The sequence below is a fragment of the Achromobacter sp. UMC46 genome (assembly GCF_014170335.1).
In the GTDB taxonomy this organism is placed as follows: Bacteria; Pseudomonadota; Gammaproteobacteria; order Burkholderiales; family Burkholderiaceae_B; genus Achromobacter.
The window spans coordinates 190,143-214,235 of the sequence record NZ_LZZS01000033.1 but is presented as its reverse complement, the minus strand read 5'-3'; the positions used below and the strand labels follow the sequence as shown (position 1 = coordinate 214,235).

The following is a 24,093-nucleotide window of genomic DNA, read 5'->3' as shown; positions in this document are numbered from 1 at the left end:
CTGCAAGCCGCGCACCCTCTTTCGGCGCTTTAGTTCTTCGGCAGCGACGCGTGCAGATCCTGCAACGGATACACCTGCAGGCCAAGGCCTTGGCGCAGGTACTGCATGCCTTCCACCGCGGCGCGGGCGCCGGCGATGGTGGTGAAGAAGGTCACGCGGGCCGCCAGCGATTGCGTACGGATGGTGCGCGAATCGACGATGGCGTTGCGACGCTCTTCGACCGTGTTGATGACCAGCGCGATTTCGCCGTTCTTCACCATGTCGACGATGTGCGGACGGCCTTCAGTGACCTTGTTGACCACTTGCACCGGAATGCCGGCGGCTTCGATCTCGGCTGCCGTGCCGCGCGTGGCGACCAGCTTGAAGCCCAAGGCATGCAGGCCGCGCGCCACTTCGACGGCGCGGGGCTTGTCCTGATTCTTCACGCTGATGAACACCGTGCCGGAATCCGGAAGGCGCACGCCAGCAGCCAGCTGCGACTTCACGAAGGCTTCGCCGAAGCTCATGCCCACGCCCATCACTTCGCCGGTCGACTTCATTTCCGGACCCAGGATGGTGTCCACGCCCGGGAACTTCACGAACGGGAACACGGCTTCCTTGACCGAGAAGTAAGGCGGCACGACTTCCTTCGTGATGCCCTGGGCCGCCAGCGTCTGGCCGGCCATGGCGCGCGCGGCGATCTTGGCCAGCTGCAGGCCGGTGGCCTTGGACACGTAGGGAACCGTGCGCGATGCGCGCGGGTTCACTTCCAGCACGTAGACGTCGCCGCCCTGGATCGCGAACTGCACGTTCATCAGGCCGCTGACGTTCAAAGCCTTGGCCATCATCGTGGTCTGGCGCTTGATCTCGGCGATGACTTCCGCCGACAGCGAGTACGGCGGCAGGCTGCAAGCCGAATCGCCCGAGTGCACGCCGGCCTGCTCGATGTGCTCCATGACGCCGCCGATGAAGACGGTTTCGCCGTCGGCCAGGCAGTCCACGTCCACTTCGGTGGCGTTGTTCAGGAAGCGGTCCAGCAGCACGGGCGAGTCATTGCTGACCTTCACGGCCTCGCGCATGTAGCGCTCGAGGTCTTGCTGCTCGTGCACGATTTCCATGGCGCGGCCGCCCAGCACGTAGCTGGGGCGGACGACCAGCGGATAGCCGATTTCGGTGGCGTGCGCCAGGGCTTCGCCTTCGGTGCGCGCGGTCCGGTTGGGCGGCTGGCGCAGGCCAAGCTTGTTCAACAGCTTCTGGAAACGCTCGCGGTCTTCGGCGACGTCGATGGATTCCGGGCTGGTGCCGATGATCGGCACGCCGTTGGCTTCCAGGGCGCGCGCCAGCTTCAACGGGGTCTGGCCGCCGTACTGGACGATCATGCCGACCGGGTTTTCCTTGTGGACGATTTCCAGCACGTCTTCCAAGGTCAGCGGTTCGAAGTACAGGCGGTCCGACGTGTCGTAGTCGGTCGACACGGTTTCCGGGTTGCAGTTGACCATGATGGTCTCGTACCCGTCTTCGCGCAGCGCCAGCGCGGCATGCACGCAGCAGTAGTCGAATTCGATGCCCTGGCCGATCCGGTTCGGGCCGCCGCCCAGCACCACGATCTTCTTGCGATCGGTGGGCGCAGCTTCGCACTCTTCCTCGTACGTGGAGTACATGTAGGCGGTGCGGGTGGCGAATTCGGCGGCGCAGGTGTCCACGCGCTTGTAGACCGGGCGCACGTTCAGCTGGTGACGCAGCTTGCGGACTTCGGATTCAGCCGAGTCCAGCAGGAATGCCAGGCGGCGGTCGGAGAAACCGCGGCGCTTCAGTTCCCACAGGGTCGGGTAGTCCAGGTCGGCCAGCGTCTTCTGTTCCAGCGCCAGTTCGATATCGACGATTTCCTTGATCTGCGACAGGAACCACGGGTCGATGTGCGTGATGTTGTGCACTTCGTCCAGCGTGAAGCCTTGCGCGAAGGCGTCGCCCACGTACCAGATGCGTTCCGGACCGGGCTCGCCCAGTTCGACTTGCAGCTTTTCGCGGTCGGTCGTCTTCTGGTTCAGGCCGTCGACGCCGACTTCCAGGCCACGCAGCGCCTTCTGGAACGATTCCTGGAAGGTGCGGCCGATGGCCATGACTTCACCCACGGACTTCATCTGGGTGGTCAGGCGCGCGTCGGCGGTGGGGAATTTCTCGAACGCGAAACGCGGCACCTTGGTGACGACGTAGTCGATCGACGGTTCGAACGAAGCCGGCGTGGCGCCGCCCGTGATCTCGTTCTTGAGCTCGTCCAGCGTGTAGCCCACGGCCAGGCGCGCGGCGACCTTGGCGATGGGGAAGCCGGTGGCCTTGGAGGCCAGCGCCGACGAACGCGACACGCGCGGGTTCATCTCGATGACGATCATGCGGCCGTCGCGCGGGTTGACCGCGAACTGCACGTTCGAACCGCCCGTATCCACGCCGATCTCGCGCAATACCGCGATCGATGCGTTACGCATGATCTGGTATTCCTTGTCGGTCAGCGTCTGGGCCGGCGCAACGGTGATCGAGTCGCCGGTGTGCACGCCCATCGGGTCCAGGTTTTCGATCGAGCAGACGATGATGCAGTTGTCCGCCTTGTCGCGGACCACTTCCATCTCGAATTCCTTCCAGCCCAGCAGGGACTCCTCGATCAGCAGTTCGCTGGTCGGCGAGGCTTCCAGGCCACGGCGGCAGATGGTCTCGAATTCTTCGGCGTTGTAGGCGATGCCTCCGCCCGAACCGCCCATCGTGAAGCTGGGGCGGATCACGGCCGGGAAGCCCGAGGTGCCGACTTCAGCCGCGATGCGGCGCTGCACTTCCCAGGCTTCGTCCATGCTGTGGGCAACGCCCGACTTGGCCGATTCCAGCCCGATGTCGGTCATGGCCTGCTTGAACTTCTGGCGGTCTTCGGCCTTTTCGATGGCGTGCTCGTTGGCGCCGATCAGTTCCACGTTGTGCTTGGCCAGCACGCCGTGGTGGGCCAGATCCAGCGCGCAGTTCAGCGCGGTCTGGCCGCCCATGGTCGGCAGCAGCGCATCGGGCTTTTCACGCTCGATGATCTTCTCGACGGCTTGCCAGGTGATGGGCTCGATGTAGGTGACGTCGGCCGTTTCCGGGTCCGTCATGATCGTGGCCGGGTTGCTGTTCACCAGGATGGTGCGGTAACCCTCGGCCTTGAGCGCCTTGCACGCCTGTGCGCCGGAATAGTCGAATTCGCAGGCCTGCCCGATGATGATGGGGCCGGCGCCGATGATGAGTATGCTTTTTAGGTCTGTACGCTTGGGCATGATGCAATCTTTACTTTTGGCCGGACATCAGGGCGATGAACTTGTCGAACAGTTCAAGGATGTCGTGCGGACCCGGGCTGGCTTCGGGGTGACCCTGGAAGCAGAAGGCCGGGCGGTCGGTGAGCTCGAAGCCCTGCAAGGTGCCGTCGAACAGCGACACGTGCGTCACGCGCGCATTGGCCGGCAGGCTGGCGGCATCGACCGCGAAGCCGTGGTTCTGGCTCGTGATGAACACGCGCTTGGACTGGAGGTCCTGCACGGGATGGTTCGCGCCGTGGTGGCCCGTCTTCATCTTGAGCGTCTTGCCGCCCACGGCCAGGCCCATGATCTGATGGCCCAGGCAGATGCCGAACACCGGCAGCTTCTTGTCCAGGAACGTGCGCGTGGCGGCGATGGCGTAGTCGCAAGGCTCGGGGTCGCCGGGGCCGTTGGACAGGAACACGCCGTCGGGATTCAGCTTCAGGACGTCTTCGGCGCTGGTTTGCGCCGGCACCAAGGTCAGGCGGCAGCCGCGGTCGGCCAGCAGGCGCAGGATGTTGCTCTTGATGCCGAAGTCGTAGGCGACAACGTGGAACTTGGATTGGTCGGGCTTGGAAAAGCCTTCGCCCAGCTGCCAGGTGCCTTCGGTCCACTCGCTGCTGGTCTTGACGGACACGACCTTCGCCAGGTCCTGGCCGGCCATGCCGGCAAAGCCGCGGGCCAGCTCAACGGCGCGCTCGGCGTCGGTGCCGACGAAGATGCAGGCGCCTTGAGCGCCTTTTTCACGCAGGATGCGCGTCAGCTTGCGGGTGTCGATGCCGGAAATGGCGACGATGCCCTGCGCGGCCAGATAGTCGGGCAGGGATTGCGTGGAACGGAAGTTCGACACGCGGGCGGGACAGTCGCGGACCACCAATCCGGCGGCATAGACGCGATTGGCTTCGACGTCTTCGGCGTTGACGCCGGTGTTGCCAATGTGCGGATAGGTCAGCGTGACGATCTGACCGCTATAGCTGGGATCGGTGAGAATTTCCTGGTACCCGGTCATCGCGGTGTTGAACACCACTTCGGCAACGGTATGGCCAGGCGCACCGATCGACACGCCTCGAAAAATGGTACCGTCCGCCAGAGCCAGAATTGCAGGAGGGAAGCGGTTGATCCCCTCGGGAAAAAGTTGCGGCAGCACAGTAAACCCCGGTTTTAGAATCGATAATCAAACCTTCGGATTATACCTTGAGCCGGCGTTTTTCCCGGAGAACCGCGCCAAATAAGGCCGGAATCGCTGATTCCCCCCTTTTCCGGCCGTTTGCGCGCCCCTTCTCCCCGCTTGGCGCAAGGATGCCTTTGGCTGACAGCAGGCCGCCGGCGGCAGTGATACGCTAGGGTCACCTTCAACCCTTGCCGCCGTGAGCCGTATCTGTCCATGTCCAGCCAACTTGACGCCCTGCGCAATCACACCACCGTTGTCGCCGACACGGGGGATTTCGAAGCGATGAAGGCGTTGCGTCCCACCGACGCCACCACCAATCCGTCCCTAATTCTTAAAGCCGTCCAGCAGGACGCGTACCGCCCGCTGCTGGAGAAAACGGCACGCGACCACGGCGGCGCTTCGACGCCCGACCTGGTCGACCGCCTGCTGGTCGCTTTCGGCCGCGCCATCCTGAACATCGTGCCGGGCCGCGTATCGACCGAAGTGGACGCCCGCCTGTCGTTCGACACCCGCGCCACCATCGAGCGCGCCCGCGGCCTGATCGCCCTGTACGAGGCCGCCGGCGTACCGCGCGAACGCGTCCTTATCAAGATCGCCTCCACCTGGGAAGGCATCCAGGCCGCCCGCGCATTGCAGGCGGAAGGCGTGCGCTGCAACCTGACGCTGCTGTTTTCGCTGCCTCAGGCCGTGGCCTGCGCCGACGCGAACGTGCAGTTGATCTCGCCCTTCGTCGGCCGCATCTACGACTGGTATAAGAAAAGCGCCGGCGCGTCCTGGGTGGAAGCCGACAACGCCGGCGCCCGCGACCCCGGCGTGCTGTCCGTGACCCGCATCTACCGCTACTACAAGCAGCATGGCATCTCCACCGAGATCATGGGGGCAAGCTTCCGCAATGCGGGACAGATCCTGGCGCTGTCGGGCTGCGACCTGCTGACGATCAGCCCCGACCTGCTGAACCAGCTGGCCAGCACCGGCGGCGACGCGCCCGCGCAATTGCGCGCCGATGACACGGGCGAGCCCATCGCACCGATCGGCTCGGACGAAATCAGCTTCCGCACCCTGCTCAACGACGACGCCATGGCGACTGAGAAGCTGTCGGAAGGCATCCGCCTATTCGTGGCGGACGCGGTCAAGCTGGACGCGCTGATCGACGCGCAGCGGCGCTAAAGCCTGCGCCAAGACCTGCTCTAAGGCCCGTGCCAGGGCATGCGCGCAAAGCCGGCGCGTGTGCCCCGCCTAGCGATGGTCGTGCGAATGCACTTGCAGCGCTTCCAGGAAGCGCGACACCATGTTGTACGCCGCCACCGTCGCGGTCAGCTCCACGATGAGCTTGTCCGACCCCATCGCCGCCCGCGCCGCCTGGAACACCGGTTCCGGCACCTGCACATTGCGGGTCATCGCGTCGGTATAGGCCAGCACCGCCTTTTCGCGTTCGCCGAACAGATCCGAGCTTTCCCAGGCGTCCAACGCGTCCAGCTGCGCTTGCGAAACGCCCTCTTTCAATGCGATCGGGGCATGCTGGTCGGCCTCGTAAGGCGCGCCGTTGATCGCCGCCACCCGCATGATCACCAATTCGCGCAAGTCGCCGGGCAGCGTGCTCAGCTGGCGGATCGAGGTCAGGTAATTCAGCCAGCCGCCCGCTACCGCCGGGCTATGCAGCAGCATCTGGTACAGATGCAGGACGCTGCCGCGCTCCGCGACGATGCGGTCGACCAGGGGCCGTGCTTCGGGATGAGTCGGATCGGCGTAGGGAAGACGGGCCATGGGAACTCCATATAGGTGACGGGGCTGCAAATGCACACATTCGTACAATATATTTGACATAATGACAGCACATTGCGCGTCCCCGGTATAGACCCAGCATGAATGCGCCCACCCAATCCGCCCCGCCCGTCACGCTCGCCAATTGCGATAGCGAGCCGATCCACGTGCCGGGCGCCATCCAGCCGCTGGGCGCGCTGCTTGCATTCGACGCCGACGGCAATCTGCGCTTCGCCAGCGAGAACGCGCCGGACATCCTGGGTACGCCGCTGACGCTGGGCCAGCCATGCGCCCCCGATGCGCTGCCCCCTGCCCTGGCGCGCTATCTTGCCGTCTGGCTGGACAACACCGACCCCGTCTTCGATCCCTTGACCATCGCGCGGGACCACGCCACGTTCGATGTGATCGGCCACCGCAATGCGGACGGCCTGACCGTCATTGAACTGGAGCAGCGGGCCGACGATGCGGGCATTGCCGACCCCGCGCACATCTACCGCAGCATCGAACGGGTGCGCCGCCAGCGCGACGTGCAGAGCCTGTTGGACAGCGCCGTGCGGGAAGTCCGCCGCGCGACCGGTTTCGACCGCGTCATGGCCTACCGCTTCCATCCCGACGACAGCGGCGAAATCGTGGCCGAGCAACGCCACGATTCGCTGGAAGACTGGGTAGGACGCCGCTACCCGGCCGGCGACATCCCGGCGCAGGCCCGCCGCCTGTACACCGCCAACACCTTGCGCCAGATCGCCGACGCCCGCTATACGCCGATACGCGTGCTGGGCGCCCACTCGGCGGAGCCGCAGCCGCTGGACATGAGCTTTTCGGCGTTGCGCAGCGTGTCGCCGATCCATCTGGAATACATGGCGAACATGGGCGTGCGGGCTTCGATGAGCCTGTCGATCGTGATCGGCGGCCGCCTGTGGGGCATGATCGCCTGCCACCATCATTCGCCGCGCCCGATCCCGTACCCGGCGCGCCTGGCCTGCGAAGCGCTGACGCAAGTGCTGTCGGCCGCGCTGGCCAATATCGAAGGCAGCGAGCGCGCCGCCGAGTCGCGCCGCAACGCGGCGCTGGTCAGCGAGCTGACCGAGCGCGTATCCGCGTCCGAAAACCTGCATCTTGCCCTGTCCGCCGGCCCCCAGACGCCCGCGTCGCTGATCGCGAGCGACGCCGCGCTGTGCCTGTGGGGCAATAGCGTCACCGTATTCGGCGGCATCGCGCCGCGCGGCGAGCTGGCGGGCATCCTGTGCGCGCTGGACCAAAGCGGCCAACGCCTGGTGCATACCGACAATATCGCCCGTGACTACCCCGGCCTGCAAACCGACCTGGTGCCCTACGCGGGCCTGCTCGCCTGCAAGTTCGACCCGATGAACAACGGCTGGCTGATCTGGTTGCGCAAAGAGCAGATCGAAACGCTGGTCTGGGGCGGAAAACCCGAAAAGCAATACTCGGTCGGCAACCTGGGCCCGCGCCTGACCCCGCGCGGCTCGTTCGAGGCCTGGCGCGAAGTCGTGCGCAACACCTGCACGACCTGGCTGCCCGCCGAACTGGACGCCGCCGACAACCTTCGCGACGAACTCTCTCACATCGCGACCAGCCGCGCCGCGGACGTGGACCGGGCGCGCACCGCGCTGCTGGCCATGCTGGGCCACGACTTGCGCGATCCGCTGCAGTCCATCTCCATGGCCGCCACGCTGTTGTCCAAGACGGACTCCGGCGCCCGCATGGGCGAGCGCATCCGCTATTCCAGCGGACGGATGCAGCGGCTGATCTCGCAGGTGCTGGACCTGTCGCGCCTGCAAGGCGGCATGGGGCTGGGCATCGAGAAGCGCCTGTGCAACCTGAGCGATCTCGTCAATGGTCTGATCGATGAAAAGCGCCAGGCCTATCCCGGCTTGCGCATCGAGCCCGACGTGGCGCCGGGCCTGGATCTAATGGCCGATACCGACCGCATCGCCCAGGTGGTCACCAACCTGATGAGCAACGCCCGCCAGCACGGCGCCCCGCGCCAGCCCATCCGCGTGCTTGCGCGGCAAGCAGGCGACAATATCGAACTGCGCGTCGTCAACCACGGCGCGCCCATCGCGGCAGAGGTGCGGGCGCACCTGTTTTCGCCTTTCAAACCCGAATCGCTGGGCCATTCGCGAAACCGCAATGGCCTGGGGCTGGGCCTGTACATCGCCGATCAGGTCGTGCGCGACCATAACGGCCAGATCTCGGTGGACTGCCGGGATGGCCTGGTCATTTTCACGGTGACGCTGCCGCGCGGCCTGCGCGATACGCTCGCCCCTTGATTTCTGGAGGTCCCCTTTTGAACGAAGTGCGCGCGATTCGCGTCCTGCTGGTTGACGACAACGAAATGGGTTCGGAGCTGCTGGCCGAGTTCCTGGCGCTTTCCGGGCTGGAGGCGCGATGCGCCGCCACCGGCGAAGCCGCCCTGGAACTGGCCGACAGTTTCGCCCCCGAAGCCGTCCTGGTGGATATCCTGCTGCCCGACATGGATGGCTACGAACTCGCCGCCAGGCTGCGCTCGCGCGGCAAACCGGCCCGCATCTATGCCCTGAGCGGGCTGGCGCGCCAGGAACGGCGCGACGGAGCGGAAGACATGTTCAACGGCTGGATCGAAAAGCCCGCCGACCCCGACGCGTTGCTGGCCATCCTGCGGCAGGCGCACTGAACGTGACGCTCTCCATGCCCACCTCGCTAGAAGCGCTGGCTGCCCATGGCGTGCGGCTGAAGGTGCTGGCCCAGGTCTTCCCCGTGCTGCGCCACGAGGTGGTCGGTCCGCTGTCCAACGCCACGCTGGCGACCGCCATGCTGCGCCAGACGCCGGAAGGCGCCAGCCCCGACGCCTTGCAGCAGCGCTGCCAGCGGCTGGCGGGCGACCTCACGGGGATGCTTGAAGACAGCGTCGCCGTGGTGCGCGACCTGGACCAATGGCTGGCGGACCACGGCGCGCAGGCGCCGGCCGACACGTTGCTGCGGGAATGCCGCAAGCTGATGTTCTCGCATCTGCTGCTGTCCCGGCGCAACGTCACCTGGTCGGAATCGGTCGCTGCGGTTCAATTGCCGCTGTTCGCCTCCCGCTATCTGCTGCTGGCGTGGCTGCTTTGCCTGCTGCCGGCGCTTCCCGCCGACACGGACCTGGCACTGGATTTTTCGCAGGCGGATGCCTGGCATGCCCGATTTTCCGCAGCGCCCGACTTCACCGGCGCGCAGCCCACTGATTTCGACCCGCAGGAAGTCGAACTTCTTGCGGGCGCTTCCGGTTGGCGCCTGGAGCGCCAGACGCATTGCTGGTCGCTCCACCTGCCTGCCCCCACCCCCGACAAGTGAGTGGCCGTCATGATTTCCCCCGTACATCAGGTGCTTCGAGAAGGTACGCGCGACCGGCATGAAACCCTGGACCAGGGCTTGGCTTTGGCAAGTGGCGACGTGGACCGCGCCGATTACCTGAACTACCTTCGCGCGCTGCTGGGGTGGCTGGAGCCGCTGGAGCGGCAGCTCTGGCAACTGGACTGGCCAGCCAGCCTGCAAGCGCCCGAGCGCGCGGGTAAAAGTGCCTGGATCCGCGTCGACCTGGCCGATGCCGGCGACGCCGCTCCGGTGCCGCAATGCGCCGACGCGCCCCGCGTGGACGCCGCGGACGCCTATGCGCTGGGCGTGGCCTATGTGGTGGAGGGGTCGCAATTGGGCGGGCGCTTCCTGGCCAAGCACCTGGCCGACATCACTCCCGCCCTGCCGCTGCGCTATCTGCGCGGTTACGGTGACCAGGTGGGGCCGATGTGGAAGACGTTCCTTCACTATCTGGACAGCGATGCCGGGGCCCAGGGCCACGAGGCGCATGCCCTGCAGGGCGCCCGCGACGCCTTCGACAGCCTGACCGCGTGGCTGCGCAGCCAGCAAGCGCTGCGGGCCTGAACCCGACTGCGCGGCGGCGGCCAGCAGATGGCCGCCGCCCTGCGGCAGGGATTACAGCTTTTCGGTTTCGCCCGATTTGGGCTGCCATTTCATCAGGCGCTTTTCACCCATGCCGACGATGTAGTCCAGCACCAGCGCGAACGCCGTCAGCACGACGATGCCCGCAAACACCGTATTCACGTCGAACGTGCCTTCCGCCTGCAGGATCAGGTAGCCCACGCCGCTTGCCGAACCCAGGTATTCCCCGACCACGGCGCCCACGAAGGCCAGGCCCACGGACGTATGCAGGCTGGAGAACACCCAGCTGGTAGCCGACGGCAGATAGACGTGGCGCAGCAACTGGCGCTTGCGCGCGCCCAGCATGCGGGCGTTGTCCAGCAAGGTCGGGCTGACTTCGCGCACGCCCTGGTAGACGTTGAAGAACACAATGAAAAACACCAGCGTGACCGCCAGCGCCACCTTGGACCAGATTCCCAGCCCGAACCACATCCCGAAGATCGGCGCCAGGATGACGCGCGGCATCGAGTTGGCGGCCTTGATGTAGGGGTCGAGGATGGCGCTTGCGCGCGGCGACAGCCCGAGCCACAAACCGAAGCCCAGGCCGGCGATCGTGCCGATGAAAAACGCCAGCACGGTTTCGGTCAGGGTCACCCACAGGTGCGTGTAGATGTCCGCGTTGGTGATGAACCAGGCCCAGATGCGGCCCCAGACTTTCAGCGGTTCGCCGAAGAAGAACGCCACCTTGGAATCGCGCGATGCGAAATGCCAGACGCCCAGGATGACGACCAGCAGCAGCAGTTGCCAGAAGCGCAGGCTGACGGAACCGGATTTGAATGACTTCGACATACCTCAGGCTCGCTTCTGTTGGGCATAGCCCTTGAGCACTTCTTCGCGCAGCACGGCCCAGATGGCCGAATGCAGCTCGACGAAACGCGGATGGGCGCGCACTTCGGCCACGTCGCGCGGGCGCGGCAGGTCGATGGCGAATTCACCGATCGGATGCGTGCCGGGCCCGGCCGACAGCACGATCACGCGGTCGCTCATCGCGATGGCTTCGTCCAGGTCGTGCGTGATGAACAGCACGGCCTTGCGCTTGGCCATCCACAGCTCCAGCACTTCGTTTTCCATCAGCTGGCGCGTCTGGATGTCCAGGGCCGAGAACGGCTCGTCCATCAGGATGATGTCCGGATCGCGGATCAGCGTCTGGGCCAGCATGGCGCGCTTGCGCATGCCCCCCGACATCTGGTGCGGATAGCGCTCTTCGAAGCCGCCCAGGCCTACCCGGCGCATCCACTCCCGGCCGCGCTCAAGCGCTTCCGGGCGCGGCACGCCGGCGAAATCCAGCCCGGCCACCACGTTGTCCAGCGCGCTGCGCCAGGGCAGGAGCGCCTCGCCCTGGAACATGTAGCCCGCACGCGCGTTGATGCCCGACAGGGGTTGGCCGAACACCTTCACCAGGCCCGACGACGGCGACAGCAGGCCGGCGCCGACGTTGAGCAAGGTGGATTTCCCGCAACCGGTCGGCCCCACCACCGACACGAATTCCCCTGGCGCGATGGCCAGGGTCGTGTCGCTGACGGCGGTGTAGCGCTGCGACCGGTCGTCGCGCGACACAAAGGTGCAACTGATGTTCTCCAGCGATAGTGCGGCTTCAACCATTGGCATACTTCTCGTTGGCGCGGCGCGCGAAATCGTTGGTCCAGACCTTGGAGGGGTCGATCTTCGCGCCGTCGAAATCCGCCTGGTAGGCGGCCAGCGCCTTCAACGCGGTGGCCGCGCCGTCTTCGGGGATCATGCCATCCGGCGACAGGCCTTCCAGGCTTTTCGCGATGGCGGCCTTGTACACGGCCGGGTCGCCCAGCAGATAGGTTTCCGGCACGATCTTGGCGATCTCGTCGGGGCCAGCCTTCTGGATCCACTTGTCGGCGCGGACCAGCGCATTGGTCAGGGCCTGCGTCGTGTTCGGGTTGGCGTCGATGAACGCCTGCGGCGCGTACAGGCAGCCGGCGGGCATGTTGCCGCCGAAGATGTCCTGCGTGTCCTTCAAGGTGCGCGTGTCGACGATGATCTGGATATCGCCCGGCATTTCCAGCATCGACACCACGGGGTCGGTGTTGGAGATGGCGTCGATCTGGCCGCTGCGCAACGCCGTCACGGCCCCGGCGCCGGCGCCCACGCCGATGATCGAGACGTCGGACGCCTTCAGGCCGTGCTTGGCCAGGAAGAAGCTGACCACCATGTTGGTGGACGAGCCCGGCGCGGTCACGCCGATCTTCTTGCCCTTCAAGTCGGCCGGCCCCTTGTAGTTGGGCAGGTTCTTCTTGGACACGCCCACGCCGATCATCGGCGCGCGGCCTTGCAGCACGAAGGCGCGGTAGGCCTGGCCCTTGGACTGCATGGACAGCGTGTGCTCGAACGCGCCCGAGACGATGTCGGCGCTGCCGCCCACCACCGCCTGCAACGCCTTGGAGCCGCCGGCAAAGTCGGCGATGCTGACGTCCAGGCCTTCGTCCTTGAAGTAGCCGCGGGCTTCCGCGATGGACAAGGGCAGGTAGTAGATCAGGGGCTTGCCGCCCACGGCGATCTGGACCTTGGACTTTTCAAGCTTCTGTGCGCGCACGATGGCGGGCGCCATGCCCATGACGCCGGCGGCGCCGGCCATCTTGAGCAAGTCACGGCGAGTAACTGACATGTGGTTGTCTCCTAATTGTCGGGTTTACCGATAGCGCCGGTCTTCGCCAGCTCATCAATAGCCGCTGAATCATACCCCAGCGATTTCAGGACTTCCTCGGTATGTTCCCCTAATGCCGGGCCGACCCAGCGCGTCTGGCCAGGGGTCTCCGACAGCTTGGGAACCACCGCCGGCAGCTTGACCGGACTGCCGTCGGCGAAGTGGTGCTGCTCAATCATCCGGCGCGCCAGGAACTGCGGATCGCCGAACATGTCGGCCACGCTGTAGATCTTGCCGACAGGCACGTCCGCGCCCTTCAGCACGCCCAGCGCCGCTTCGATGCCGCGGCCGCCGCACCATTGCTGGATGGCGCCGTCGATCTCTTCGACCCGGCGCGCGCGGCCGTCGTTGCGCACCAGGTCGGGGTCTTCGGCCAGGTCGTCCCGGCCGATGGCGCGCATCAGCCTGTGGAAGATCGCGTCGCCGTTGCCCGCGATGACGACGTTCTGGCCGTCGCGGGTGGTGTAGGTGTTGGACGGCACGATGCCCGGCAGCGCGCCGCCCGTGCGCTCGCGCACTACGCCGGCCACGTCGTACTCGGGCACAAGGCTTTCCATCATGTTGAAGACGGCCTCGTACAAGGCCACGTCCACCATCTGCCCCTGCCCGGCCCGGCAGGCGTCGCCCGACTGGCCGTTCCAGCGTCCGCCCGTGGCGTCGCGGTGGCGCAGCGCCATCATGGCGCCGATCACGCCGTGCAGCGCGGCGATGGAATCGCCGATGGAGATGCCGACCCGCAGCGGCGGCCGGTCGGGATGACCGGACACGTAGCGCAAGCCGCCCATCGATTCGCCGATGGCGCCGAAGCCCGGCTGGTCTTTCATGGGGCCGGTCTGGCCATAGCCCGACAGCCGCACCATGATCAGCGCGGGATTGATGGCGCGCAGCTGCTCGAAGCCCAGGCCCCACTTCTCAAGCACGCCTGGCCGGTAGTTCTCGACCACGACGTCGGCGTCCAGCGCCAGCTTGCGGGCGATCTCCTGGGCGCGCGGGTCTTTCAGGTTCAGGGCGATGGATTGCTTGTTGCGGGCCTGCACCGTCCACCAGAGCGAATTGCCCTCGTGCAGATGGCGCCAGCTGCGGATGGGGTCTCCGCCGCCCGTGCCGTCAGGCCCATGCGGCGTTTCCACCTTGATGACATCGGCGCCGAATTCGCCGAAGATGCGCGCGGCGAACGGGCCGGCGATGAGCGTGCCGAGTTCCAGGACCTTGAGTCCGGTCAGCGCTGACATGGTTTGTCTTCCTCACGGTTTTCTTTGCCCCGCCGATACGTTGCCGGCTGGCTGTTGTCGTGCTGCGAGCCTCAGGTGGTCTTGCGCTCCATCAAGGCCCAGGCGATCGTGCCGGCATCCACGTATTCCAGCTCGCTGCCGGCGGGCACGCCGCGCGCCAGGCGCGTCACGCGCAAGCCGCGTTCGCCCAGCGCTTCGCCCAGGAAGTGGGCGGTGGTCTCGCCTTCGGCGGTGAAGTTGGTGGCCAGGATGACTTCCTGCACCTCGCCGTCCGTCGCCCGCGTGATCACGCGGTCGAAGTCCAGCTCGCGCGGGCCGATGCCCTCAAGCGGCGCCACCCGGCCCATCAGCACGTAGTACAGGCCGCGGTAGCCGTGGCTGGACTCGATCATGTTCTGGTCGGCAGGCGTTTCCACGATGCACAGCAGCGATCGGTCGCGCTTGGGGTTGGAGCAGGTGCCGCAGACCTCTTCTTCCGAAAAGCTGTTGCACCGCGCGCAATGCTTAAGATCCCGCACCGCGCCGGCCAGCGCCTGCCCCAGCATGTCCGCGCCTTGCGGGTCATGCTGCAGCAGGTGGTACGCCATGCGTCTGGCCGATCGGATACCCACGCCGGGCAGGCGCCGCAGCGCCTCGATCAGCGACACCAGCGGTTCGGGTTCAGGCAGTAAGGGATCCATTGCGGCCTAGGGTCGCGCCAATCAGAACGGCAGCTTCATGCCCGGGGGCAGCGGCATGCCGGCGGTGACGCCCGCCATCTTTTCCTGGGACGTGGTTTCGGCCTTGCGCAGCGCGTCGTTGAACGCGGCGGCGACCAGGTCTTCCAGCATGTCCTTGTCGTCGCCCAGCAGCGACGGGTCGATCACGACGCGCTTGACGTCGTGGCGGCAGGTCATGGTGACCTTGACCAGACCGCCGCCCGAGGCGCCTTCGACCTGGATTTCAGCCAGCGCGTCTTGCGCCTTCTTCATGTTTTCCTGCATCTGCTGCGCCTGGCGCATCAGGCCGGCCAGTTGTCCTTTCATCATGATGGATGTTCCTTGAACGAGGGGAATAAGAGATTGCCGCCGCCTCAGGCAGCGGCCGGGGGATCGACATGGCGGATGGAGCCGGGTACGACCTGGCCCCCGAAATCGGCCAACAACGCTTGTACAAAAGGATCGACGGCCACGGCGTCTTCCGCGGCCTGCTGGCGCGCGGCGCGCTCGGCCTGCGCCACGGCATGCGCCGTGGCGTCGCCGGTGACGCCGACTTCCACGTCCAGCCGGATGCCCTGCCCGAAATGTTCGCACAAGACGGTTTGCAGGCGGACCCGGCTTTCGCTTTCGGCCAGCGTCTTCACCGCTACACGCAGGACGATCGCGTCGCCCTGCACGCCAGCCCATTCGCTTTGGCGAGCCAGTTCCGCCGCCAGGCCGGTGACCGGCAGGCGGGCGGCCAGCTCGGGCCAGCCGGCGGACGTCATGTCCGCCATACGGGCGCGCGATTGGCCTGCGCCTGCCGCGCGCTTGCGCGCCGGCGCCGGGCCTTCGCGCCGGACCGGCGCGGCCGGAACCGGCGCGGCGGACGGCGCGCTCGCCAGCGTTTCAAATTCGTCGTCGTCCGGATCGGACGTGAAGCCGCCATCCGGGACGAAGCCGCCCTCGGCTTCGAACGGGATTTCTTCGTCTACCCAGGAAGGCGGTCCGTCGCCATCGGCTTCGGCTGGCGCGGTGGCCAGCACGGCCGCGACAGCGGGCGTGACAGCCAACGCCGCGGAACCGCCGGCCTTGGCGGCGATAGCGGTCTCGGGCGCCGCCGGTGCGTTCGCCGGCAGGTCCTCCCAAGGCGGCACGCTTTCGCTGGCGGCGGCTTGAGTTGCCGAGACGGATTCGGACTGGGGTTCGGGCTGGAAATCGGGCTGCTGCGCGGGCTCAGGCTCGGCTACGGGTGCCGGATCAGCGGCCATCGACGCGGGCGCGGCGGCTTCGGCTGACGCGGCGAGCGCAACCGGCTCAGACACAAGCGGTTCAGGCGCAAGCGGCTCTGGTGCCACGGCAGGCGTGGCAGCGGCAGACGCTGTGGCGGCCGGGACCGCCACAGGCGCGGGCGCCGGGGCGGCCACCGCCGCAGGCGCTGCAGTGGCTGCAATGGCTGCCGGTGCAGCGGCGGCAACGGCCGGTTCCGCCACTTGGCGGGCGGGTGCGGCGGGCGCTTCCAATGCGGTCTGCGGACCGGCGTCGCCGTTGAGCGCCAGCATGCGCAGGCAAGCCATGATGAAGCCCGCATACTCGTCGGGCGCCAGCGTCAGTTCGCTGCGGCTATGCACCGCCACCGAATAGAACAACTGCACGGCATCGGGATGCAAGGTCAGCGCCAGACGCGCGATGTCGGCGGCCAGCGGATCTTCGGCGGGCGTGACGCCGGTGACCCGCTGTTCGATCGCCACGCGGGACAGCAGCACAGCCAGATCGGCCAGCGCGCCGGCGTACGACAGCCCGCGGGTCGCCAGTTCATCGGCCACCGCCAGCACGCCCTTGGCGTCACCGGCGGACAAGGCGTCCAGCAGGCGCACCAGATGGCGCTGGTCGATGGTGCCGAGCATGCCGCGCACGGCGTCCTCGGTCATGTTGCCGGCGCTGTAGGCGATGGCCTGGTCGGTCAGGGACAGCGCGTCGCGCATGGACCCCTGGGCGGCTTGGCCGATCAGGCGCAAGGCCGGCACTTCAAAAGCCACTTCTTCCTGGCCCAGCACCGCCTGCAAATGCCCGACAATGGAGTCGGCCGGCATCTGCTTCAGGTTGAACTGGAGGCAGCGCGACAGCACCGTCACCGGGATCTTCTGCGGATCGGTCGTGGCCAGGATGAATTTGACGTGGGGCGGCGGCTCTTCCAGCGTCTTCAACATGGCGTTGAAGGCGTGGCCCGTCAGCATGTGCACTTCGTCGATCATGTAGACCTTGAAGCGCCCGGCGCCCGGCGAATAGACCGCCTGCTCCAGCAGCTGCGTCATTTCCTCGACGCCGCGGTTCGAGGCCGCGTCCAGCTCCAGGTAGTCGACAAAGCGCCCGGCGTCGATCTCCGTGCACGCCCGGCAGACGCCGCACGGCTTGGACGTGATGCCGGTTTCACAGTTGAGCGATTTGGCCAGGATCCGGGACAGGGTGGTCTTGCCCACGCCCCGGGTGCCGGTGAACAGCCAGGCATGGTGCAGGCGTTGGGTGTCGAGCGCATGAGTCAACGCGCGCACCACGTGATCCTGTCCCACGAGGGTATCGAACGATCGCGGCCGCCACTTGCGGGCCAGTACCAGATAAGTCATGGCTGGATTGTAGAGCCTGTTTCGCGTGCTGGCTGAAATGCAAAGGGGACGGGCTTATTCCCGTGGAACGAATCCCTGGAAAATAACCCCGTCCCCCTTGAAAGCAATCGAGCGGCGGGTTGAATCGGGTTGAATCACCCTCTGCCCACTACCCATTGCTTTGAAGAATCCGGTTGGCGAGCCTTACTCCGGCACTGACCCTAAACGACTATGGCTGCTTCGTTCCCGACCTGACCAGGTTCACCGTCGAACCATGCGGAGGGGCCCGCCAACCGGAATTCTAGCAGAGCTGCGCTTCGCTTGCTTGCAGCCTTCCGGTTGGCGGGCCCCTTTGGGGCGGTATGTTGCCCCCTCCCCGGCCCTCCCCCCGAGGGGGAGGGAGAGATGGCTTTGCTTCGCTTGCCATTTTTGGCTCGCTTCGCTTTGCCTTTTTGGCTTGCTTCGCTCGCCGTTCTCTTCTTTCTCTTCTTTCTCTTCTTTCTCTTCTTTCTCTTCTTTCTTTGTTCTCTTTGCTCTTTCTTCGTTGGTCTTATTTGTTCAGGTCGATCCAGGCTTTGGCTCGGGGGAAGTAAAGGGCGGCTCTTGCTATGCGGCCGTCCAGGGCGGTGACTTGGGTGCAGTAGCGCAACAGTTGTTCGCCGTGGCGTTGGCGCATGCGGGTGGCGAAGGCGGCGGGGGGTTCGCCGGGGTGGGGGCGGCCGGTTTTGTAGTCGACGATCAGCCAGCCGTCTTCGGTGCTGAGCGCCAGGTCGATGACGGAGACTTTGCCGGCGGCGTCGATCAGGGGCCATTCGCGGCGGGCGCCGGATTGGGACAGCAGCCATAGGCCGCGGCCGTCTGACAGCGTGGCTTGCAGGGTTTCAAGCACCGCTTCGGCGGCGGCGTCGGCCTGGCTGGCGGGGATGCCTGCGCGCGTCAGCTGGCGGCGCATCGCGGGGAGGCGCTCGGCCAGGGCGTCGGCAGGCCACGTGTGCACGCCGTCCTGGCCGATGCGGGCCAGCCAGGCGTGCGCCAGGGTGCCGATGGCGGCGTCGTAGCCGGCCTCCAGTTGCCAGGCGGGATGTTCGCTGCCGTCGCCCCAGGCGCCGCGGGCGGCGGCGCCGAAGCCGGGGCTGACCGTGATGTCGGACTGGCCCGCCAATTGCGCCAGGCCCTCGCCTGACACCCGCCGCAAGGGTTCGCCCTGCCATTCCGGGCCGTCGACGGTTTCGGGTTCGGCCTCGCCTTGCTGCGACGGTGGAACGGGCGTTTCCAGGCAGGGCCACAGGCGGCCCAGCAGGCTGGCCGAGGGGGGCGTCTTGACCTGGCCCGTGGCCTCGTCCAGCGACACGTGCCCCACCAGATGCAGGCGTTTGCGCGCGCGGGTAGCGGCGACGTACAGCAGGCGGTCGATTTCATAGGAGGCGCGGCGCGCCTCGCGTGCGCCCAGATAGCGCGACACCGGGTCGGCCTCGGTTTCCGCGCGCGGCTTGACCGGGCCGAACAGCACGCGGCCGCCGCTCTGCTCGAAGCGCACCAGCGGAGCCTGGTCACCGCGCGGGGCGCGGTGCAGGCCATACAGGATGACGGTTTCGAACTGCAGGCCCTTGGACTTGTGCATGGTCATGATCTCGACCGCACCGTCGTCCTCGTCCGCCGCATCGGGCGCAGCGAACAGCCGCGAGATGCCGGCGTCGAGCGCGGCCGGGTCGATGCCGCCGTGCGGGGCCAGGCGCTCGACCAGCTGGAACAGGCTTTCCGCATCGTTCGCCACCGACAGGCCGGCATACAGCGCCGGACCGCCCAGGCGGCGCCACAACGATTCCACCCAGGCCGCGAACGGCATCGCGCCGGAGTCGTTGCGCTTGTCCAGCAGGATGGCCGCGACCTGGCGCAGCCGCGCGAATTCGTCGGCGCCAAGCAGTGCCTGCGCTGACGGCGATTCGGGCGCGGCCGGCGCGGCGTCGAACAGGGAGCCTTGCGGCGCCGCGTCGGCCACGGCAGGCATTGTCGGCCGCACGATGCGCAGCGCGCGTTCAAGCAGCACCGGCACCGGGGTGATGTGGTCGTCGCCAAACAGGCGCTGCAGGGACGTCAGGGTCAGACCGCAATATGGCGCGCGCAGCACCGACAGCCACGCCATCCGGTCGCCCGGATGCGATAGCGCGCGCACCAGTTGCACCAGGTCGGCCACCACCGGGCGCAGCGCCAGCGGCACCAGGTCCACGGCGCGGCAGCGGATGCCCTCTTGCGCCAGCCGGCGCGTCAAGTTGCCCAGATGGCTGCGGGCGCGCACCAGCACCGCGACCGGATGCTTGGCGCCCTTGTGATCGGCCAGCGCCTGGCGCACCAGGCCGACCGCGATGTCTTCGGCCTGCTCTTCGGCCGGCGCCACGCCGGCGCGCGACCAGGCGGGGTGGAAGCGCACGGCCGGGTCCGGCAACGCCTCGTGGAAGGCGGTGGACGGGCTGTACGAGATGGCGCCCGCGGCGGCGTCGCTGCGCTTGGGCAGCAACGACACGAACGACCGGTTCACCCAGTCCACGATGCCCGCCTGCGAGCGGAAGTTGTCGGTCAGGTTCAGGAAATCAGGTTGCAACTCGCCCACGCCGATGTCCGCCACCTCCAGGAACAGGCCCACTTCGGCCTTGCGGAACCGGTAGATGGACTGCATCGGGTCGCCCACCAGGAACAGCGTGCGGCCGTCGCCCGCCTGCCAACCGGAGGTCAGCGTGCGCAACAGGTCCAGCTGCGTCTGGCTGGTGTCCTGGAATTCGTCGATCAGCAGATGGCGGATCGACGCGTCCAGTTTCAGCAGCAATTCGCCGGGATCGTCGGCGCTGCCCAGCGCCGAGGCCGCGCGTTGCGCGATCTCGATGAAGTCGACCTCGCCCGTGTCCGCGAAACGCAGGCGCAACTGCGCCACCGCCAGGGCCAGGGTCATCAGTTGAGCACCCAGCACTTCCCATTGCGCATCGGTGAAGCGCGGTTCGGGGATATCGCGCACGGCGTTCAGGCGGCGCACCCAGGCGGCCTGCCCGTCGGCCGATTCCAGCCACGCCACGAAGGGTTCCTTGTGCGCGCACTTGGCCGGAAAGCCCAGGTTCTTGTTGACCGTCTTGCGCAGGCTGCCCGTGCCGGTCAGCAGCAGGTGCGCCACCGCGCGCCACTGGTCCAGCACCTCGGCGTCCGGCGGCAATTCCTCCGTCCAGTCCAGCAGCGGCAGCAGCTTGTTGTCGTCGTCGCCGTCCTGCAGTTGGGTCGCGGCCAATCGGGCCGGGCCGCACAGCGCTTCGGCCCAGCCATACGGCATGGCTTCGCTGAGCGCGTCCAGGTCTTCGCCGATCGCCTCGGCCAGCATGGCCTCCATGCCCGCGCGGTCGGACCCATGGCGCAGCAACGGCAGCCACTGATCGCGCTGGCCCAGCATGTCGGCAATGGCGTCCTTGGCCGCCTGCACGTCCACGTCCAGATGCTGCAAGAGGACACGCACGGCGTCGTAGTCGTCGGCCAGGTCCAGCGTGGCCCGCGCCGCGGCTTCGTAGTTCGCGCGGGCGTCGTCGGTGATGTCGGGCATGCCGCCCAATTCCGACAGCCATGGCATGCTGCGCACGAGCCCCGCGCAGAACGAGTCGATGGTGCGGATGGCCAGGCGCGCGGGATGGTCCAGCAGATGCCAGCCCTGTTCTTCGTTGCGCGCCAGCGCGGCGCGGGCCAGTTCCCAGCTGCGGCGTTCATGCATGGCCTCGGGCGGCCCGTCCAACCCGCGGCGCAGCTTGCTCAGCACGCGCGCATGCATTTCGGAAGCCGCCTTGCGCGTGAAGGTGATGGCCACGATCTCTTCCGGACGGCTCACCGTGGCCAACAGGGCCAGGATGCGGTCGGTCAGCAGCTCGGTCTTGCCGGATCCGGCCGGGGCCTGCACCAGGAATGACCGGGCCGGGTCCAGCGCGTCGGCGCGCGCAGCGTGGTCCTGCGGCAAGCGTTCTTGTTCAGCCATGGCTCATGCGTCCTCATCGTCCAGATGCAAACGCAGGAACGGCAATGCATCGCAGTATTTCAAATCGTCCCGCCGGTAAGCCACATTGGTGGCCACCCCGGCGACATACTCGTCGGCTAGCGCCTCGATCGCCACGCGCCAGCGCTGCCGGATCTCGGGCCAGGACAGGCCATCGAAGTACTTGCTGTCTTCGGCCAGCGTGACGCCGGGCACGCCCAGGTCTTCGTCGGCCAGGCCTTGCGCGGCTACTTGGCGCGCGTGGATCTGCGCCAGCACCAGGCCCGCCACCTCGCCGCCCGCGGCATCCGCCAGCACCGAGGCATAGAACGGCAACTGCACGTTCACCGGCCGGCTGCGCGACCAGTCGGGTTCGGGCTTGGCGGCGGCCACGCCGGTCTTGTAGTCGACGATGACGTTGCGGCCGTCGGCCAGGCTGTCGATACGGTCCAGCCGCAGTTTCAGGTTCAGCGCCCCGCGCTGCCATTGATGGTCTTTTTCGACCTGGGCGACGGCGAACGGCAGGCGTTGCGCCTCCAGGTCCAGCCACGAGGCCAGCACCGCGCGGGCGCGCTGGCATTCCAGGGCCTTCAGCGCGGGCGCGTAGTCCTTGAGTTCTTCGTCGGCAGCCTGCGCCACCGCCTGCTCCAGCAAGGCGGCCAGCCGGCCGGCGGCCACGATCTCGTGCAAGGCCTCCTGGTCGGGCATCATGCCCCACACCCGTTCCAGCGCCTTGTGCAGGAACTGCCCGCGCACGTTCACCGTGGCGATGTCGGCATACGGCGCCAGCTCGCGTCCGCCCAAGCGGTGGCGCACGAACGCCCACAGCGGATTGCGCGCCTGCGTGTCCAGGACGTCCAGGCCCCCGCCGCCGCGGTTTCCCGCAGCCAGAGGCGGGCCCTGGTTGTCGTCCAGGGATTCCTGCGGCAGCGCGGCCACGTCATCGGCTTCGGCCGGCGCCCAGTCCGTCACCGCGGCGGCGGCGATCAACGGCGAGGGGCGCAGTTCGCGCTCGCCGTCCATATGGGCATGGCTGACGATGAGGTCGGGCGCGCAGCGGCACAGCGCGGCGTACATGCCTTCAGCCCATTCGCGTTCCCGCTCGGGCGTGGCGCGCGGCGCCTTCGCCTGGCGCAACACGGCCAACGGCAGCAGCGGATTGGGTTTGGGCGACGCGGGCAGCACATCGTCGGTCAGCCCCAGCATCCACACGCCGTCCCAATAGCCGCCCTCGGCTTCCAGCAACCCCAGCACGTCCAGCCGCGCCAACGGATCGCGTTGCGGCTGGAACGACGCCGACCGCGCCACGCTGTGCAGCAGGTTCACCGCCGCCACGCCGCCCAGGCGGCCCGCCGCCGGCGCCAATGCCGAAAAACTGCCCAGCGCGTCGCCCAGCGCACCCATCACTTGATAGTCCACGCTGTCCAGCACCGCTTCGCCGGGAAATCCCAGCGCCGTCAGCGCGGCTTTCATGCGCAGCATCCAGATGTCGCAGGTGGCTTGGCGACCGCCCTGCGTCCAGATCTCCATCGCCTGGTTCCAGGCTTGCGCCAGGGCCGGGATATCGGCCAGCCGCTTCTTCCAATCCTGCGGGCCGACATGCTGCACGGCCTGCCGCCGCCAGCGCGCGTCGATCGCGGCCAGCCGCGCGCCGTCGCGGACATCGCCCGCGCAATGCCCGGCCAGCAAGGCGGCGCCCAGCACGTCCACGCCGCAACCCTTGCCGGCGGCGCATTCGGCCAGCGCGCGCAGCCAGGCCAGCGCGGCGCGCGCCATCGGCCATTCATTCAACGGCCGGCCCACTGCGACGTTGAACGCGTAGGCCGGCGCCCCCTCCCGGCCCGCCAGGGCCTGGCTCAGCACGCGCCGCGCGAACGGGGATTCGGCCTCCAGTTGGGGCGACACGATGGCGTAGCGTCCTTGCGGATTCGCCTTCAGACGGCTGGCTGCCCATGCGGCCGCGGCACGCCATTCGGCGCCCTGGTCCGCCGCCTCGAACCGCCGCGCCACGGCTTGCCCCCGCTGTGCGTCGCGCCACTGCGCGACCACGGTGCCCTGCGCTTCAAACGCCTGGAGCAGGCGGCGAAAACGGGGCGACATATCGGTGAAACCCGCCAGCACCAATTGGGCGGGCGTCGCCAACCGGCCCTCCTCCAGGGCGCGCAGCACGCGCGCATAGCCCTGGTTCGCGTCCTCGGCGTCGATGCCCGCCAGCGTTTCGCGGTAGCGCGCACGCCACCGTGCGAAACCCCGGTATTCGTCGGTATCAGCGCCCGACGGCACTTGCAGGTCCCATTCGTCCATCAGCAGGTCGGCATCCATGGAAAGCCGCGCGGCCTGGCTGGCGTCCAGCAGCACGCGTTCGGCCTCTTCCGCCCGGATGGCTTCCGTCCACACCAGTTGCGTGGCGAAACTGTCCAGCCGGTAGGCGGGCACGTCGTCATCCGTCTCGAAAGCCAGCTCGTTGGCGGACTCCGCCAGCCAGGCCGACAGCGGCAGGATGCGCGGCAGTTCGCTGACCTGGCGCTCCTGGCGCAGCAGGCCGGCCAGTTCAAGCGTCAACCGGCGCGACAGCCGGTTGTTCACGGTCAGCACCAGCGTGCCGGCCGCGGGCATGGCGCCGATGTCCGGCAGCGATAGGTCGGGATAGGAAAACGATGCGTCCTGCATGGGCACCTGCAAAGCGCGTGCCGAAACGGCTGGCGCGGATGGC

The 24,093-nt window shown here is 67.3% G+C and carries 17 protein-coding genes and 1 other RNA gene; 5 read left to right on the top strand and 13 right to left on the bottom strand.

Annotation, left to right across the window (positions count from 1 at the left end; translation table 11 throughout):
* Positions 1-29: 29 nt before the first annotated feature.
* Entirely contained in the window at positions 30-3,272 is a 3,243-nt protein-coding gene (gene carB / locus A9973_RS22860) for a carbamoyl-phosphate synthase large subunit (protein ID WP_183015952.1), read from the bottom strand.
* A gap of 10 nt (positions 3,273-3,282) precedes the next feature.
* Positions 3,283-4,437, bottom strand: a complete 1,155-nt coding sequence (gene carA, locus A9973_RS22855; RefSeq protein ID WP_183015951.1) for a glutamine-hydrolyzing carbamoyl-phosphate synthase small subunit — start codon at positions 4,435-4,437, stop codon at positions 3,283-3,285.
* A gap of 237 nt (positions 4,438-4,674) precedes the next feature.
* On the opposite strand from carA, the gene tal reads away from it, so the two are divergent.
* A complete protein-coding gene (gene tal, locus A9973_RS22850; protein ID WP_183015950.1) occupies positions 4,675-5,628 on the top strand; it encodes a transaldolase in 954 nt (317 codons plus the stop codon).
* A gap of 69 nt (positions 5,629-5,697) precedes the next feature.
* Here the strand turns inward: tal and A9973_RS22845 are convergent, their stop codons facing one another.
* Positions 5,698-6,225 carry a carboxymuconolactone decarboxylase family protein gene (locus A9973_RS22845; RefSeq protein WP_183015949.1) on the bottom strand — a complete coding sequence of 176 codons (528 nt, stop codon included), beginning with the start codon at positions 6,223-6,225 and terminating at the stop codon, positions 5,698-5,700.
* A 98-nt stretch (positions 6,226-6,323) separates the two neighbouring features.
* On the opposite strand from A9973_RS22845, the gene A9973_RS22840 reads away from it, so the two are divergent.
* From A9973_RS22840 to A9973_RS22825, 4 genes are read left to right on the top strand one after another with little or no spacing between them, the layout of a single operon-like run.
* Complete coding sequence (locus A9973_RS22840) at positions 6,324-8,513, top strand: ATP-binding protein (protein ID WP_183015948.1); 2,190 nt, start codon at positions 6,324-6,326, stop codon at positions 8,511-8,513.
* Between the two features lie 26 nt (positions 8,514-8,539).
* Positions 8,540-8,896, top strand: a complete 357-nt coding sequence (locus A9973_RS22835; protein WP_370539526.1) for a response regulator — start codon at positions 8,540-8,542, stop codon at positions 8,894-8,896.
* A gap of 14 nt (positions 8,897-8,910) precedes the next feature.
* Positions 8,911-9,555, top strand: coding sequence for a hypothetical protein (locus A9973_RS22830; RefSeq protein WP_183015946.1), 645 nt, complete (start codon positions 8,911-8,913; stop codon positions 9,553-9,555).
* 9 nt (positions 9,556-9,564) lie between these two features.
* Positions 9,565-10,140, top strand: coding sequence for a biliverdin-producing heme oxygenase (locus A9973_RS22825; protein ID WP_183015945.1), 576 nt, complete (start codon positions 9,565-9,567; stop codon positions 10,138-10,140).
* A 51-nt stretch (positions 10,141-10,191) separates the two neighbouring features.
* Here the strand turns inward: A9973_RS22825 and A9973_RS22820 are convergent, their stop codons facing one another.
* The 10 genes from A9973_RS22820 to A9973_RS22775 form a co-directional block, all read right to left on the bottom strand.
* Positions 10,192-10,986: an ABC transporter permease gene (locus A9973_RS22820; RefSeq protein ID WP_183015944.1), complete on the bottom strand. Its 795-nt coding sequence runs from the start codon at positions 10,984-10,986 to the stop codon at positions 10,192-10,194.
* 3 nt (positions 10,987-10,989) lie between these two features.
* Complete coding sequence (locus A9973_RS22815; RefSeq protein WP_183015943.1) at positions 10,990-11,799, bottom strand: ABC transporter ATP-binding protein; 810 nt, start codon at positions 11,797-11,799, stop codon at positions 10,990-10,992.
* Positions 11,792-12,832 (bottom strand): ABC transporter substrate-binding protein, encoded by a 1,041-nt coding sequence (locus A9973_RS22810; RefSeq protein ID WP_183015942.1) that lies wholly within the window; start codon positions 12,830-12,832, stop codon positions 11,792-11,794. The genes A9973_RS22815 and A9973_RS22810 overlap by 8 nt, the downstream gene beginning before the upstream one ends.
* An 11-nt stretch (positions 12,833-12,843) precedes the next feature.
* Positions 12,844-14,103 (bottom strand): CaiB/BaiF CoA-transferase family protein, encoded by a 1,260-nt coding sequence (locus tag A9973_RS22805; protein WP_183015941.1) that lies wholly within the window; start codon positions 14,101-14,103, stop codon positions 12,844-12,846.
* 71 nt (positions 14,104-14,174) lie between these two features.
* Positions 14,175-14,783, bottom strand: coding sequence for a recombination mediator RecR (recR, locus tag A9973_RS22800; protein ID WP_183015940.1), 609 nt, complete (start codon positions 14,781-14,783; stop codon positions 14,175-14,177).
* Between the two features lie 21 nt (positions 14,784-14,804).
* Complete coding sequence (locus A9973_RS22795) at positions 14,805-15,131, bottom strand: YbaB/EbfC family nucleoid-associated protein (RefSeq protein ID WP_183015939.1); 327 nt, start codon at positions 15,129-15,131, stop codon at positions 14,805-14,807.
* Between the two features lie 44 nt (positions 15,132-15,175).
* Positions 15,176-17,404 carry a DNA polymerase III subunit gamma/tau gene (locus tag A9973_RS22790; RefSeq protein WP_183015938.1) on the bottom strand — a complete coding sequence of 743 codons (2,229 nt, stop codon included), beginning with the start codon at positions 17,402-17,404 and terminating at the stop codon, positions 15,176-15,178.
* 172 nt (positions 17,405-17,576) lie between these two features.
* An RNA gene (ffs, locus tag A9973_RS22785) (signal recognition particle sRNA small type) lies at positions 17,577-17,674 on the bottom strand.
* A 259-nt stretch (positions 17,675-17,933) separates the two neighbouring features.
* Entirely contained in the window at positions 17,934-21,383 is a 3,450-nt protein-coding gene (locus tag A9973_RS22780; protein WP_183015937.1) for an exodeoxyribonuclease V subunit beta, read from the bottom strand.
* A 3-nt stretch (positions 21,384-21,386) separates the two neighbouring features.
* Positions 21,387-24,050: a PD-(D/E)XK nuclease family protein gene (locus A9973_RS22775; protein ID WP_183015936.1), complete on the bottom strand. Its 2,664-nt coding sequence runs from the start codon at positions 24,048-24,050 to the stop codon at positions 21,387-21,389.
* Between the last annotated feature and the right edge of the window lie 43 nt (positions 24,051-24,093).

Excerpts from the sequence above, each read along its gene's own strand:
- carB (WP_183015952.1), bottom strand. The coding sequence starts at position 3,272 with ATGCCCAAGCGTACAGACCTAAAAAGCATACTCATCATCGGCGCCGGC.
- tal (WP_183015950.1), top strand. The coding sequence starts at position 4,675 with ATGTCCAGCCAACTTGACGCCCTGCGCAATCACACCACCGTTGTCGCC.
- A9973_RS22845 (WP_183015949.1), bottom strand. The coding sequence starts at position 6,225 with ATGGCCCGTCTTCCCTACGCCGATCCGACTCATCCCGAAGCACGGCCC.
- A9973_RS22840 (WP_183015948.1), top strand. The coding sequence starts at position 6,324 with ATGAATGCGCCCACCCAATCCGCCCCGCCCGTCACGCTCGCCAATTGC.
- A9973_RS22830 (WP_183015946.1), top strand. The coding sequence starts at position 8,911 with ATGCCCACCTCGCTAGAAGCGCTGGCTGCCCATGGCGTGCGGCTGAAG.
- A9973_RS22825 (WP_183015945.1), top strand. The coding sequence starts at position 9,565 with ATGATTTCCCCCGTACATCAGGTGCTTCGAGAAGGTACGCGCGACCGG.
- A9973_RS22820 (WP_183015944.1), bottom strand. The coding sequence starts at position 10,986 with ATGTCGAAGTCATTCAAATCCGGTTCCGTCAGCCTGCGCTTCTGGCAA.
- A9973_RS22815 (WP_183015943.1), bottom strand. The coding sequence starts at position 11,799 with ATGGTTGAAGCCGCACTATCGCTGGAGAACATCAGTTGCACCTTTGTG.
- A9973_RS22810 (WP_183015942.1), bottom strand. The coding sequence starts at position 12,832 with ATGTCAGTTACTCGCCGTGACTTGCTCAAGATGGCCGGCGCCGCCGGC.
- A9973_RS22805 (WP_183015941.1), bottom strand. The coding sequence starts at position 14,103 with ATGTCAGCGCTGACCGGACTCAAGGTCCTGGAACTCGGCACGCTCATC.
- recR (WP_183015940.1), bottom strand. The coding sequence starts at position 14,783 with ATGGATCCCTTACTGCCTGAACCCGAACCGCTGGTGTCGCTGATCGAG.
- A9973_RS22795 (WP_183015939.1), bottom strand. The coding sequence starts at position 15,131 with ATGATGAAAGGACAACTGGCCGGCCTGATGCGCCAGGCGCAGCAGATG.
- A9973_RS22790 (WP_183015938.1), bottom strand. The coding sequence starts at position 17,404 with ATGACTTATCTGGTACTGGCCCGCAAGTGGCGGCCGCGATCGTTCGAT.
- A9973_RS22780 (WP_183015937.1), bottom strand. The coding sequence starts at position 21,383 with ATGGCTGAACAAGAACGCTTGCCGCAGGACCACGCTGCGCGCGCCGAC.
- A9973_RS22775 (WP_183015936.1), bottom strand. The coding sequence starts at position 24,050 with ATGCAGGACGCATCGTTTTCCTATCCCGACCTATCGCTGCCGGACATC.